The organism is Nocardioides marmoriginsengisoli, assembly GCF_003725695.1.
Lineage (GTDB): Bacteria > Actinomycetota > Actinomycetes > Propionibacteriales > Nocardioidaceae > Marmoricola > Marmoricola marmoriginsengisoli.
The window spans coordinates 973,097-986,011 of the sequence record NZ_RJSE01000007.1; the positions used below are offsets into that span (position 1 = coordinate 973,097).

Annotated in this window: 10 protein-coding genes; 2 read left to right on the plus strand and 8 right to left on the minus strand. The window is 62.5% G+C overall.

What is annotated here, in order from left to right:
* Nucleotides 1-445: 445 nt before the first annotated feature.
* The 5 genes from EFK50_RS22970 to EFK50_RS13290 all read right to left on the minus strand — a co-directional run bounded on the left by EFK50_RS22970 (nucleotide 446) and on the right by EFK50_RS13290 (nucleotide 5,376).
* Nucleotides 446-613 (minus strand): TetR family transcriptional regulator, encoded by a 168-nt coding sequence (locus tag EFK50_RS22970; RefSeq protein ID WP_123228009.1) that lies wholly within the window; start codon nucleotides 611-613, stop codon nucleotides 446-448.
* Between the two features lie 163 nt (nucleotides 614-776).
* Nucleotides 777-1,607, minus strand: a complete 831-nt coding sequence (locus EFK50_RS13275) for an oxidoreductase (protein ID WP_123228010.1) — start codon at nucleotides 1,605-1,607, stop codon at nucleotides 777-779.
* Nucleotides 1,608-1,914: 307 nt separating this feature from the next.
* On the minus strand, nucleotides 1,915-2,949 hold the full coding sequence (locus EFK50_RS13280; protein ID WP_123228011.1) for a zinc-dependent alcohol dehydrogenase family protein: 1,035 nt from the start codon (nucleotides 2,947-2,949) through the stop codon (nucleotides 1,915-1,917).
* A gap of 19 nt (nucleotides 2,950-2,968) precedes the next feature.
* Nucleotides 2,969-3,868 (minus strand): alpha/beta fold hydrolase, encoded by a 900-nt coding sequence (locus tag EFK50_RS13285; RefSeq protein WP_123228012.1) that lies wholly within the window; start codon nucleotides 3,866-3,868, stop codon nucleotides 2,969-2,971.
* Nucleotides 3,865-5,376, minus strand: coding sequence for a flavin-containing monooxygenase (locus EFK50_RS13290; RefSeq protein ID WP_123228013.1), 1,512 nt, complete (start codon nucleotides 5,374-5,376; stop codon nucleotides 3,865-3,867). Before EFK50_RS13290 ends, EFK50_RS13285 begins: the two co-directional genes overlap by 4 nt.
* A 518-nt stretch (nucleotides 5,377-5,894) precedes the next feature.
* Between EFK50_RS13290 and EFK50_RS13295 the strand changes: the two genes are divergently transcribed.
* Nucleotides 5,895-7,211, plus strand: a complete 1,317-nt coding sequence (locus EFK50_RS13295; protein ID WP_183407808.1) for a PucR family transcriptional regulator — start codon at nucleotides 5,895-5,897, stop codon at nucleotides 7,209-7,211.
* Between the two features lie 240 nt (nucleotides 7,212-7,451).
* Here the strand turns inward: EFK50_RS13295 and EFK50_RS13300 are convergent, their stop codons facing one another.
* Together EFK50_RS13300 and EFK50_RS13305 are read right to left on the minus strand one after the other, a co-directional pair.
* Nucleotides 7,452-8,312 carry an MBL fold metallo-hydrolase gene (locus EFK50_RS13300; RefSeq protein ID WP_123228015.1) on the minus strand — a complete coding sequence of 287 codons (861 nt, stop codon included), beginning with the start codon at nucleotides 8,310-8,312 and terminating at the stop codon, nucleotides 7,452-7,454.
* A 50-nt stretch (nucleotides 8,313-8,362) separates the two neighbouring features.
* Nucleotides 8,363-10,132 (minus strand): zinc-binding dehydrogenase, encoded by a 1,770-nt coding sequence (locus EFK50_RS13305; RefSeq protein WP_148046158.1) that lies wholly within the window; start codon nucleotides 10,130-10,132, stop codon nucleotides 8,363-8,365.
* A gap of 379 nt (nucleotides 10,133-10,511) precedes the next feature.
* Here EFK50_RS13305 and EFK50_RS13310 point away from each other — a divergent pair, with 379 nt between their 5' ends.
* On the plus strand, nucleotides 10,512-11,489 hold the full coding sequence (locus EFK50_RS13310) for a GlxA family transcriptional regulator (RefSeq protein ID WP_123228017.1): 978 nt from the start codon (nucleotides 10,512-10,514) through the stop codon (nucleotides 11,487-11,489).
* 108 nt (nucleotides 11,490-11,597) lie between these two features.
* On the opposite strand, the gene EFK50_RS13315 is transcribed toward EFK50_RS13310, so the two are convergent.
* The gene (locus EFK50_RS13315; protein WP_123228018.1) at nucleotides 11,598-12,749 is read right to left on the minus strand and encodes a glycerate kinase; all 1,152 of its coding nucleotides are present in this window, start codon (nucleotides 12,747-12,749) and stop codon (nucleotides 11,598-11,600) included.
* Between the last annotated feature and the right edge of the window lie 166 nt (nucleotides 12,750-12,915).

A 12,915-nucleotide genomic window follows, 5' to 3' on the forward strand; every position in this document is an offset into this window, starting at 1 on the left:
ATGTGGAGCATCCGCGATGTGTTGAAGAGCGCCTTCGACGTACTTGGTAACGATGGGAGGCATCCGCTCAGGCGCGGCCGGATGAGTCCGGTATGCGTATCGCACAGCGAAGACAGTCGTGCCGGTGACCATGGCAGCAAGCGCTTCGGGGTCTTCGGGTTCGCGGACCGCGTGGCGTTGCAGGTTGTGCCCAATGGTCTTTCCTACTCGCGCCGTCACGCTGATTTGTCAGACGGCCCAAGATTGCGTGGTGGTTTTCGGCTTCAGCGCCGAACAGGAGACCGAAGCCGTCCGGAGACTCTCGGGCATCGTCAAGGAGCGTTAGGACGCCGGCTTCGACCTGGCGGTGTGCGGAGTAGGTCGAATGCAGCTCGTAGGTCTTGAACAACCGTTGCTGGAGCCGGGTCGCCTCGCGCTCGGCTGCGGCGAGGTATATCGCGTGTTTTCAGGCGAAGTGGCTGTAGAGAGTGGGGTTTGGTGCAGCCGGTGCATCTGCGATCGTCTCCATGCTCGCCCCGTAAAAGCCGTGGGTGGCGAATGCGTCGCGGGCGCCGTCGAGCAGTGCGTTGTCCGTCGGCCTAGCTCGATGGCTGGAACGGCTACGGCTGGCCATTGTGGTCCGAGAGGTTCAGAAAGATGGGGGTGCTGGTAACTGTTTCCGCGGCGAGGGTGCGTCGCTGTGCGGCGAGATCCAGGCCCTCCTGCCAAGTTGGCGATACACCCGCGTTCAACGGGTCGCTAGACTTCCGGCGCGGGTGCCCCGCAGCTTTAGTGTTTCATCCCGCCAACCGGTTCTTCTTCCGGATCTGCTTCTCGAAGGCGCCCCTCGGGGCGTAGCGTCGCAGCGCGCTCACGCGAGTGGCCATTGGCCCGGCCGGATATCGTGGCCGGGGCCTGGCGTCAACAACGGCCGAAACGATTACCTGCGCGACCGTCGCAGGATCGTCGCCGTCGCGCCGGATCGTCGCGCTTAAGACTTCGCGGACGACTTCCCGCTGGTTCTCGTACACGCTGAGCGGCTTGTCTGGCCGCAACGAATTCGCATCGAACGTCGTGCTGGTGTATCCCGGTTCGACGAGTATTACTCGAATGCCATGCTCTCGGACTTCGTGATCGAGGGATTCGGAGTATCCCTCGACGGCATGCTTAGTCGATGCGTAGACCGCCATGTATGGCGCCGGAATCAGTCCGACTATTGAAGAAATGTTGACGATGCGGCCGGAACGCTGAGCGCGCATGTGTGGCAGCACTTCGTTCGTCATGCGGATCGTGCCAAAAACGTTCGTGTCGAAAATGTCTCGAGTCTGGCTGATCGTGCTTTCTTCGGCCGCGCCAGTCATGCCCGTCCCAGCGTTGTTCACCAAGACGTCGATTCGACCGAATCGGTCGATTACCTGCTTTACCAGCGCCCCGACCGACTCGTCTTGGGTGACGTCAAGATCGAGGAACGTGACTCCGTCGAGGGCATTCGACTTGGCGGCCTTTCGGCTCGTGCCGATGACCTGGAAGCCGGCATGAGCCAGAGCTCGCGCGGCTGCGCGGCCTATGCCCGTGGATGCACCGGTCACTACAGCTACGGGCGCAGTTTCTAAGCGGCTCTCAGCCATCAGACAAGCACTCCCAACTGATCGTTTAGTATTATGAATGACCGACAATAGTGCGGAACGCCGCATCCCGCAAGTCCGCGAACCTCTTGTTGGGCCGCCATCGTCCGTCCGCGCTACGCCGGGAGAGGGCATAGCCGGGTCGCCCCGTCGAGTCGCGAGCCGCTGGGTTGGGAAAGTCCCCGCAAAACGGAGGGTCAGTCGGGATCGGGCTGCTGGGACGGGGCGGGATCGGCGTAGGCAGTTAGACCTGTATATGGCGCAGCGCGCCGCGCAAGGCCGGTACGCTGAGGACGACGACCCGCTCGGCTCACGGCGTGACCAGCACCTTGAGTGCTTCGCGCTGAGCCATAGCGCGGTAGCCGTCGGGTATTCCATCCAGGCCCACAGTGCGGTCGAAGACCTTGCCGGGCTCGATCGTGCCGTCGAGCACCTCCGGGAGCAGCTCGTCGATGTACGCGCGCGTTGGTGCGATCCCGCCGGTAATCGTGACGTTGTGGAACCACGTGGGTACGCCAAGGGGCGCCTGTTCGTACTGCGGGAGGCCAACGCGGCTAATGACGCCACCCGCACGCACAACGCCAATAGCCTGTTCGTAGGCGCTCATGAAGCCAACGGCGTCGATGACGACGCGAGTACCTTGGCCGGCCGTCAGGTCTCTCACCTGTTCGATGCCTTGTTCGCCTCGTTCTGCCACGACGTCTGTAGCGCCGAACTCCTGACCCAGAGAGGTGCGCGACCCGTGGCGCCCCATGAGGATGATGCGGTCGGCACCCAGTCGACGAGCTGCCAGGACCGAGAGGAGGCCCACTGCGCCGTCGCCGATGACGGTGACGGTGTCACCGCGGCGCACGCCCGCAGTGGTCGCGGCGTGGTGCCCGGTTCCCATGACGTCGGACAGTGTCAGCAGTGATTGGATCAGTCTGGGATCCTCAGTGCGCGGAAGCGTGACGAGAGTTCCATCAGCCCATGGAACACGTACCGCTTCGCCCTGGCCTCCATCGACGCCTTGGGCACCCCAGAACCCGCCGTGATCGCACGATGTCTGTAGACCCATTTGGCAGAACTCGCAGGTGCCGTCGGAGTAGACGAATGGTGCCACGACGAGGTCTCCACGCTTGATCGTCGTAACCTGCGATCCAATCTCCTCCACCGTGCCCATGAACTCATGCCCAATGCGAACGGGTTGCTCGGCAGGGTTCATGTTTCCATATGGGTGTAGATCAGTGCCGCAAATGCAGGCAGCTGTAACCCGCACAATCGCGTCGGTTGGTGCGGTGATGCGGGGGTCGGGAACGTCGTCGACGCGAACGTCACCGGCACCATGTAGGACTGTGGCGCGCATGAAGGCCTTTCGGTTGAAGTTAGAGTTCTGCTGGTTCGACGCACAGGCGTCGCTTTCGCGGCAGGCTTGTGGGCTCGACGTTGTCGAGAAACGTCATGACTACCGAGGCGAATTCATCGGGACACTCGATCTGGGGCATGTGGCCCACCCCCGTGAAAAGGTGGCTTGATGCGTGGGGGAGTCTCCGCTGGGCCTCGTCAAGATGCCGCGCAGGCAGGATGCGGTCGCGGTCACCCCAGATGACCAAGGTCGGTTTGCGTTCTGCAGCAATGCGATTCGAAAGCGCTTCTTGCCACTCGGGGCGCAATCCGCGCAGTGTAGCCAGCGCATTAGCGGTTTCCCAGGTAACCTCGCCCGTATCCGGCTGGCGGGCTATGGCCAGCGCGTGATCGATGCGGGCCTCCGTCACGAGTTCGGGATTTACGAACAGCATGCGCTCGGCAAGTCGAGCGCTGAATGGGGTAGTGCGCGATGCCAAGAATCGACCGACCGACAAGGTTGACAGGAGCCGTAGAGGTAGCGCAACTTCCTTGCCGAAGCCCGCGCTGGTGACGAGCACCAGGCTTGCCACACGATCGGGGGCAAGGGTAAACAACTGTTGTGCAACCGCGCCGCCGAGCGAAACGCCGATCACGTGGACCGGTTCGTGCTGACCTATCGCATCGAGTGTTGCCAGGGCACCGTTTGCCAGCACGGAGAGCGATGCCCGCGATGTTGATCGTTCAGAAAATCCTGAGCCTGGCAGATCGATCGAGATCAGTCGGTAACTCCCTGACAGCCTCGGGAACTGTGGAGCCCAGTCCTCAAGGCTGCGGCCGATGCCGTGAAGGAGCAACACTGGGGGGTTGGCCGGGTCCCCGTCTACGCGCACCCGCGTTCGCCGCCCGTCGACGCGGATGAAAGCAGTTGAACTGGTCATCGAGCTTCAGCGAGTACCGGGGCCGCCGCCGACTTAAAGGACAGAGCTGAATCCTCGATCGGCTCCGTGCCCAGCATTTGCCGGTCGCCTTTGTAGTCCTGTGCGACGACCCAAGGACCCCTCGACCCCTGTTGCGGGAACAAGTGCATCGCGCGGTTTACGTAGCCGGTGCCCATATCGATGAAAGGGCTGCGAGTCATCGAGGGATCGTCGTCAATCGTGGGAGTCGCCGTCGAGTAGCCGTGCCGGTCCATATGGGCGAGCAGCCGGCAGGTCCATTGTGCGACGAGGTCAGCCTTCAATGTCCACGCGTGATTCACGTAGCCGATCGTGAACGTGAAGTTCGGGATGTCGCTGACCATCAGCGTTTTGTAGATCAGGTGGTCAGGAAGGATCGACTCCTTGCCATCGACGTGTAGTGGGATCTTGCCAAACGGAACCATGTTCAGGCCTGTGGCAGTCACGATCACATCAGCTTCAAGTTCGTTGCCGGATTCAAGCAGGATGCCGGACTCGGTGAATCTGACGATGCGATCGGTCACGACCGATGCCCTTCCGTCCGCGATAGCCTCGAACATGTCGCCGTCTGTGACAATGCACATGCGCTGATCCCAAGGTGCGTAGTCAGGATTGAAGTGTTTGTCCACGTCGTATCCCACGGGCAAGGCCTTGACGTTGACCTTCCGAACCAACGCGCGCATTTGCTTTGGGAACCTGCGGCTCGCGTTGTAGAGCAGCGTCGCCTTGTTGATGTTGATGTAACGAGTGATCTTGTAGACGAGCGCGTCGGGCAGCACCTGACGCAGAAAAATTGGAAGGGGGTCCCTTCGTGGAAGAGGCAACACATATGACGGCGAGCGTTGCAACATCGTGACGTGCTCCGCCGTCTCCGCCATGACGGGGACAACCGTTACTGCGGTTGCGCCGCTGCCAATGATGACGACCCTCTTCCCGGCGTAGTCCAGGTCCACTGGCCAGTGCTGTGGATGGATGATCTCGCCGCGGAAGTTCTCGCGACCCTCGAAATGAGGTGAATAACCTTCGTCGCCGTCGTAGTAGCCAGCAGCTGATGTCAAGAAGCTGCAGGTAACGTCAAAGCGTTCGCGGTCGCTTGTTCGTTCGATCGTGACGGTCCAGGTCGCGTTGGCAGTAGAGAAGTCGGCGTTCACAACCTTGTGGCCGAGGTGGATACGAGACGCGAGGTCGTTCTCGTCGATCGTCTCCTGCAGATAGTCCAGGATCTCGTGGCCATCGGCAATCGCGTTGTCCCTGTTCCAGGTCTTGAAGCTGAAGCCGAAGGCGTAGAGGTCCGCGTCCGATCGGATACCCGGGTAGCGGAACAGGTCCCAAGTGCCGCCGATCGCGTCGCGGGCCTCGATGATGGCGAACGTCTTGCCCGGCTGTAGCTTGCGGAGGTGATGGCCCATGCCAATGCCGGTCAACCCAGCACCCACTACGAGGACATCGACGTGTGAGGGGATTGCGGCGGTTGAAAGGTATTCGTTCATCGTCGTGCTTCTTTCGAGAGAGTGCGTGTAAAGGTTGGGGAAGGATCCAAGGACCAGTGCGGCATCAGGAGCGAACGAGCTGGACGCTCTTCCGCGGTTCTTCTTGGCTCACTTCGTGTCCGTCGCCATCTCTCCCGACGGTCTCCGTGCCCTCGCGGGGTAAGACGTCACGCTTCTGATCCGGAAATTCTGCGGTTTCGATCTATGCAGCAACGTATGACTCTTTTGGGGGTAGCGCTCGTCACGGCATGCCAGATCTCTGGCGGACGATTGTCGTCTGGCGACAATGGGTGTGCGAGACCCAGTTGCGCCATGACCCGAGATTCCGAAGGGAGAGTGCATCTCTCGGCCAACAGTCTCGAGAGATTCCGCCTGGATTCAACGTCCGCAGTTTGGGATGGCGACCGATCCGCAGTGGATGAACGATGTACTCAACTGGCTCGCACGTGCGTTCAGTGATTGTCGCTGACTTAAAGAGCGCTCGCGAAGTTGCAGAGCGAACTATGAGGGTGGCGAGAATGAAGAGGGCAATCGAAGGCGCGGAACCTGAATGGCCACCTCTGCGGGAGGTCATGGCCGAACGTGTGTGGCGCAACGTTCTCCAACCGATCGCCGGGACCCTTCGGCAAGCTGCCGCAGCAGTGGCGGCTGACACCGTGTCTTTGGTGCGCGATGAAGTCCCCGAGCTATTCGTTGACGCCCAGACCGTCGATGAGGCGACGTCGAGCACGGAGGAAAGTGTGCGACTCTTCGCTCAACTTCTCGAGGTTGGCGGCAATCCAGCCCACAGCGACCTGCCGCCGTCGACGCTTGCCATCATGCGCTCGGCAGTCTGGAGACAGATTCCGCTGTCGTGGCACTCGCGATTCTATCGACTCGCGCACGAGCATGTATGGCGCTGGCTACACAAACATATTCTTGAGGAGACGTTGGACGGGCCCGAGCGAGCGCTGGCCGTGGATCTCGCAACGACGATGCTCCTGCAATTTGTGGATCGGGCGATGACGCGCGCTGACGACGCTTACGAGGTCGAGAGAGATACGTGGTTGCAAGGCGCCGCAGCTTCGCGCGCAGCCGCTGTCGACGACGTCCTGGCCGGCCGCGACAACGATGCGCGGGCCTTGTCAGCCAGACTTAGGTATGACCTGAACCGACACCACGTCGGGATCATCGTGTGGTTGAACGGCTCAAGTGCGCCAGGATCGCTTTTGGCACTCAGCGACGCGGTCGCAGAAATTGCTCGCGCCAATGGCGCGGAGTCCAGCATTACCCATCCGCTAGGTTCGTTGGCAGTTGCCGGTTGGTTCAGCAGCCGGCATGAGTTCGGGCCTGATTTGAAGTTCGAACTTGGCGAAAAGCGAACATCGGTCTTTCGCAAGGGACTCAAGGTGGCGGCCGGGCGGCCGGCTCACGGGATAGACGGATTCCGACTGACCTATGTTCAAGCCGGACACGCGCGCCGCGTGGCCGCACTGTTTCCACCCGAAGATGTCGGCATCACCCGGTACCAGGACATCGCACTGACTGCGTTGTGCGTCGCCGACCCGGAGCACGCCATACGATTCGTCAGACAGACCCTCGGCTCCCTAGCCGCGGAGGACGAATCAACGTTTCGGCTTGCCATGACGTTGCACGTCTACCTACGCGAGAATCGCAGTCGTGCTCGGGCTGCAGCTGAGTTGTCTGTTCATCCAAACACAGTGAACTACCGCGTGCGTCAGGCCGAGGAACTCCTTGGCCGAAGCATTGACGAGAATTCACTTGAACTTCGCGTCGCTCTTATGATGATCCCAATTCTCAAGAGACTCGATGTGGCTCGCTCGAGTGGTGCATGAGGCAGGTCAGACTTCTCTGCCGTGGCTTGACCTGCACTCGGGAAACTTCCGAGTGTTTGACAAAAGGCGATGAGACCGGACCGTCGCCATCACGAACTAGTGGCTGATCGAGTTGTTCTCGAACTTCACTTCGTTGGGCGCTGGGTGCTGGGCGAAGCCGCGGACACGGCAGCCTGCTGTGCAACCGCCGGGCGCTCCAAGGCGCGTGGTCGGCAAGTCAGGGGCTCCCGTGAGACGGCGTCACTTAGTCGATGCGCCGCCCAAGAGGGTAAGGGCACCGAACCACAGTACGCCTGGATTGATGCGCTCGGGGTGGAGTCTGTTCATCCCCTCGAAAAACTCAAGGGGCGTGGCGGAAATCGGCAGTTGCGTGTCCACATCGTCGAGGTAGCGTCGTGTGCGACCGATGTCGGCCGGGTCGTCCCGACGGGTGGGGTCTTTGTGTGAGGCCACCACATATTCAGCTCCGAGCGACTCTACTTGGTCGAGAGCCTGTCGCCACGAGTCGCGGCCCCCGCCAGCGGATTCCGCGAGTGAGAGGTGCACGCCGTTGTAGACGACATCACCAGCGACCGCCAACTTGAGGCTCGGTACCCAGAGTACGGTCGTGTCGTCGCTGTCGGTATGACCAACCTCGATGGGGATCAGCGACTCGCCCTCCAAGCTCAATCCCTCCTCGCCGACGACCTGCACGTCGACAGGGGCGGTCGGGATTTGGTCCGGAAACAGCAAGCCCCAGAACTCTTCGCGGGACTCCGCGCTGTCCAGGTCGGCCATGAGCGCTTTCGTCCCGGCCGTCGCGCGGACCACGGCGTCAGGGAATCGTTCGAGCACGACGGGAGCGCCGAGCCAGTGGTCGCCATGGCCGTGCGTGATGTAGATCTCTGTGATGACACGGCCGGTCCTTTCGACCCAGGCAAGCATCTTCGCGGTGGTGGCCCTGGTGAAAGGTGGGTCGACAAGGACGGCATCGTGCTTTCCGTAGATAAGGGTCGTCGCGGTCGGCGACCACTCCATGGGATCCCCGTTGGGAAGGTTGAGAGTGCCGCTGCTCTGCGAAACCGAGGGGGTCACGAACAGGTCATACTGCAATTGGGTCATAGTTGTTCCTTTCTTTAGAGCAACTGAGGAGCTGTCGGGCGAAGATGTCGCTACGACGCTCCGGGCGTCAAGAACATCGTGTTGCCGTTGGCGGAGGTCTCCGGGACGTCCTGCGAGGCGTCCCAGTGTTCGACGATCCTTCCGTCCTGTACCCGAAAGAGATCGATGACCGCCCGGCCGCGCTCGCCAGGTGCGTCGACATAATGGCTGTGGACAGCCACCAAATCGCCCTCGGCGATGACCTGCTGCGGTGCCACCTTCAGTTGCGGGTACCGCCCAAAGAACGCGGCAAGGCCGGACTTTAGGCCCGGCGCGCCGTCGGGGATGTTCGGGCTGTGCTCGCGGTAATCGGTGCATACGTACGTGTCGATGGCGGCCAGGTCTTTTCGGACCAGAAGCTGCCGCACGTAGTCAGTGACGAGTTTCTTGTTGTACGGGGTGAACCGTCGTCGGCCCGCAGCCTCAATCTGTGGCTCATTGAACGTCGAAAACATGTCGTTGCCGTTGGCCGTGGTCGCAGGCACCTCCTGCAGGATGTCCCAGTGTTCGGCGATCCTTCCGTCATGGAAGCGGAAGATGTCAAAGACGGCGAGTCCTGGAGTGCCAGGGACCAGGACACCGTGAGAGTGCAGAACCACTAGGTCACCCTCCGTGACGAGCCGTTTCTCCTCGTAAGTGGCGTCCGGGAACTGCAGTTTCCAGGCTGCGCCGAAGGCCTTCATGGCTTCCGGGCCGTCGGGAGCCAGCGGATTGTGCTGAATGTATTCCGGACGCACGTAGCGGTCGATGAGGGCCGAGTCACCGCCCTCGAACGCCGCCCTGAGGACCTTTACGGCGATCTGCCCCTTCACGGTCCCCTCCATCGTGAGAACGATCTTGCCGGTGGTGCGGCCGGTCTCACCGAGGGCGTGGGCCTTAGCTGCCTCGGCGAGCGGGAAGGTGGCCTCAATATGGGCGCGCAAGGCGCCGGTTTCCACAAGATTGGCGATGGCTTGCATGCCGGCTTGGTCAGCCTCGACGAGGAGGGACTCATAGCGGATACCGTGCTCGGCGATCTCTGCCAGTTCTTCGGGGTCGATAGCTACCGGCAGGATCGATACGAGTGTGCCGCCCGGGTGAAGGACAGCGACGGAGCGGCCGCGGGCGACGGGGTCCAAAGAGATCGAGTCTAGGACCACGTCGATGTCCGTGACGACTTCGGCGAAGTCGACGGTGCGATAGTCAATGACCTCGTCGGCTCCTAGGCCACGTACGAAGTCGTGTTTCGCGGCGCTTGCGGTTCCGATCACGTACGCGCCACGGGACTTGGCGATTTGGACGGCGAGATGACCAACCCCGCCGGCGGCTGCGTGGATGAGGACGCGCTGGTTGGGTTGAACGTCGGCTGTGTCGACGAGTGCCTGGTACGCGGTCAGAGCGGCGAGCGGGAGAGCGCCGGCCTGTATGTGGTCGATGCTAGGGGGCTTGTGAGCGAAGGCACGGGCAGAACCGCACACGTATTCGGCATGGGAACCGACTCCGTAGGGGTAGGGCAGCATGCCGAAGACTTCGTCGCCCTGTTTGAACAGCGTGACGCCCGTGCCAACGGCCTCGACGACGCCGGAGACGTCCCAGCCAAGGACGAGCGGCAGGCGGTCGATGGTCCGTGGCTGGGCGCGGTTCCACCAGTCGGTTGGGTTGACCCCAGCGGCGTGGACCGCGACCAGGATCTCACTCGGACCCGGCACGGGCCGAGGAAGGTCTACCTCTTGAAGCACTTCGGGGGAACCGTAAGTCTCCTGGAGGATGGCGCGCATCGTGACTGTGCTGGAATTCGTCATGCGTCCAGCGTCGCCGCATGTCACGGCGGTCACCATGGCATGAATGCCAAGTTACAACGGGATCGCGCCAATGGTCGAGGATTCGACGCACTGATTCTCATTGAGGGCCATTGGTCGTGTGAGTTCGGTGCGGCAGCGCGGGTCTCTCGGTTCCTGGATCGATTCGTAGATCCTGGCATTGGCGAGGACGTTCGCGACGTATGTGAATGTCGGGTCTCAGTTCGCTGGTCAGCTAACGTGGCAGACGGTTGATCAGGCACGGCCGCGCACGTGATCATCAGGAGCGGGCGCGGCCCGCTCGCTCCGAGGACTGGTGGGAGGCATCGCCACTGCCCCCGGGTAGCATGGCGCGAATATCGACTATCGACGGGATCCTGCCGTGGCAAACCTTCACCGCATCGTCGTCCTGGCTAGCGAAGGGGTGTATCCATTCGAACTCGGCATTCCGAGCCGCGTGTTCGGGGCTGCGGGCGGCCGCTACGAGGTACTTACTTGCAGCGTTGATGGCCTCCCCGTCCGCACCAATTCCGACTTCTCGATCACGGTCGAGCACGGCCCAGAGGTACTTCGCACGGCCGACACCGTGGTTATACCGCCATTTGTCTCGCCTGCGATCCCGCATGGAGTGCCGACAGCCGTGGTGAAGGCGCTCAGTTCCGTTCCTCCTGGTGCACGGCTGGTCTCGATCTGTACCGGCGCGTTTGTCTTAGCCGCTGCAGGGCTCCTCGATGGTCGCCCGGCAACCACTCACTGGCGGACGACGGACCTCTTCCGCGAATGGTTTCCTCAGGTCGCACTGAATCCCGACGTCCTTTTCATCGATGACGGAGACGTGATGACGTCGGCCGGCGCCGCCTCTGGTCTTGACCTATGTCTGCACATCATCCGCAAGGACCACGGCAGCGAAGTCGCGAACCAGGTCGCCCGCATGTGCGTCGTCCCCCCTTGGCGCGACGGAGGACAGGCGCAATATATCCAGCACCCGGTACCTGAGGCCGGGGACAGCGGAACGGCTGGCGCTCGTCTATGGGCGCTGGGGAACATCCATGAGCCGATGACCCTGGCGGATCTTGCCGAGCGCTCCCATATGAGCCTGCGTACCTTTGTCCGCCGTTTCACCGAAGAGGTCGGAATGAGCCCGGGACGGTGGTTGATCCAGCAGCGCATCGAGCGTGCGCGACACCTCCTGGAGACCACGGATCTGCCTGTCGAGGAGATAGCGGGCTGGGTCGGCTTTTCCGGTGGCACGTCACTACGAGAGCACTTGCGCGCCGCCATCGGCGTCTCGCCGTTCGCCTACCGGCGCACTTTCCGGGGCACTTTGATACCCGATCCGCCGAACACCACCGCAAAGTGAAATAGTCGCCACACTTGCGACGATCAAGCAAATGAAGGCCAAGATTGATCTTCCGCGAGGGTACTAGGCGGTGTCCTCGGCACGGCGCGGTCGCGCTCAGAACTGTCGCTAGCTCAGGAAGTCCCGCCCGATCCGCTCCGCGACTCTCTCCAGGATCGGCCCCGCGTCCGAAATGCATTTGGCGATATCCGGCTGCAATTCATTGAGCGCGTAGGCTCGGTGGATTCCGACGCGGCTCAGCTCCGTCCGTGATAGTCCGAGGCGGCCGCACACGGCGACTACATTCTTGCCGGCTGCCCGTGCGGCCGCGGCGACGCCCACAGGAGCCTTGCCATGCAAGGTCTGCTGGTCCAGCGACCCCTCACCGGTGATCACCAGCGTGGCGCGCTCGACCGCCGGCGCGAAACCCAGCACGTCCAGAACTACCTCTATGCCGGGCTGGAAGCGGGCACCGACCAGCAGTGCGCCGTAGCCGATACCACCTCCTGCGCCCGCGCCAGGCGCGGCGGCGTACTCCGTCGCCTTCGGCCGAGCCTCCGCCAGGACGTTGACGTAGTGTCTTAGGGCTGCGTCCAGCGTCTTTACGTCGTCCTGAGAAGCGCCTTTCTGTGGTCCGTAAACCGCTGGTGCGCCCTCGGGGCCAGTCAGTGGGTTGTCGACGTCGCTGGCCAGGATCAAATCTACTGAAGCGAGGCGGGGGTCCAAATCCGATAGGTCTGCGCGCGCAAGTTCGGTGAGGCCACCGCCCCCGGGCGACACTGGCTGGCCGCGCTGGTTAAGGAACCGCGCGCCGAGCGCCGACAGCATGCCCGCGCCACCGTCCGTGGTCGCGCTGCCGCCGGCGCCGAACACAATCGTTCGCGCACCTGCTTCCAGTCCGGCGCGTAGCAGCTCGCCCGAGCCGTAAGTCGACGCCGTGAGCGGTGCGAACACGCCGGTCGTCATTCGTTGCAGACCGCTCGCCTCCGCCATCTCCATGATCGCGGTGTCGCCGCGCAACGCGAACGCTGCGATGACCTCGTGGCCGAGGGGTCCTGTAACTCGCACCTCCCGGCGTTCGAACCCGGCTGAAACTGCCGCCGCGACCGTCCCGTCGCCCCCGTCGGCGACGGGAAAGGTCTCCACCTCGATGTCCGGTACGACCCGGCGCAGGCCGACCGTCACCCGCTCGGCAACTTGCACGGCCGTCAGCGAGCCCTTGAACTTGTCCGCGGCTACGAGGACCCGCTGCACACCCTGCGCTCCAGCGTCCACCACCATGCCACATCCTCTACCTTGCGTCGGCCTCCAAAATTTCGGCACTAAAAGCTGTGGCGGCGCGCCGAATGTTCCTCGACTACGTTCTTCGGCCTGGCGCAGTGCCTACGACCGACTCAACAGAACCACACGACGGTTCGCCCGCGTTCTGTCGGACCCGACGGACCGA

Bases quoted from the DNA above. Each gene is read 5' to 3' on its own strand.
- EFK50_RS13315 (WP_123228018.1), bottom strand. From the start codon at position 12,749: ATGGTGGTGGACGCTGGAGCGCAGGGTGTGCAGCGGGTCCTCGTAGCC.
- EFK50_RS13290 (WP_123228013.1), bottom strand. From the start codon at position 5,376: ATGAACGAATACCTTTCAACCGCCGCAATCCCCTCACACGTCGATGTC.
- EFK50_RS13285 (WP_123228012.1), bottom strand. From the start codon at position 3,868: ATGACCAGTTCAACTGCTTTCATCCGCGTCGACGGGCGGCGAACGCGG.
- EFK50_RS13305 (WP_148046158.1), bottom strand. From the start codon at position 10,132: ATGACGAATTCCAGCACAGTCACGATGCGCGCCATCCTCCAGGAGACT.
- EFK50_RS13300 (WP_123228015.1), bottom strand. From the start codon at position 8,312: ATGACCCAATTGCAGTATGACCTGTTCGTGACCCCCTCGGTTTCGCAG.
- EFK50_RS22970 (WP_123228009.1), bottom strand. From the start codon at position 613: ATGGCCAGCCGTAGCCGTTCCAGCCATCGAGCTAGGCCGACGGACAAC.
- EFK50_RS13280 (WP_123228011.1), bottom strand. From the start codon at position 2,949: ATGCGCGCCACAGTCCTACATGGTGCCGGTGACGTTCGCGTCGACGAC.
- EFK50_RS13295 (WP_183407808.1), top strand. From the start codon at position 5,895: ATGAAGAGGGCAATCGAAGGCGCGGAACCTGAATGGCCACCTCTGCGG.
- EFK50_RS13275 (WP_123228010.1), bottom strand. From the start codon at position 1,607: ATGGCTGAGAGCCGCTTAGAAACTGCGCCCGTAGCTGTAGTGACCGGT.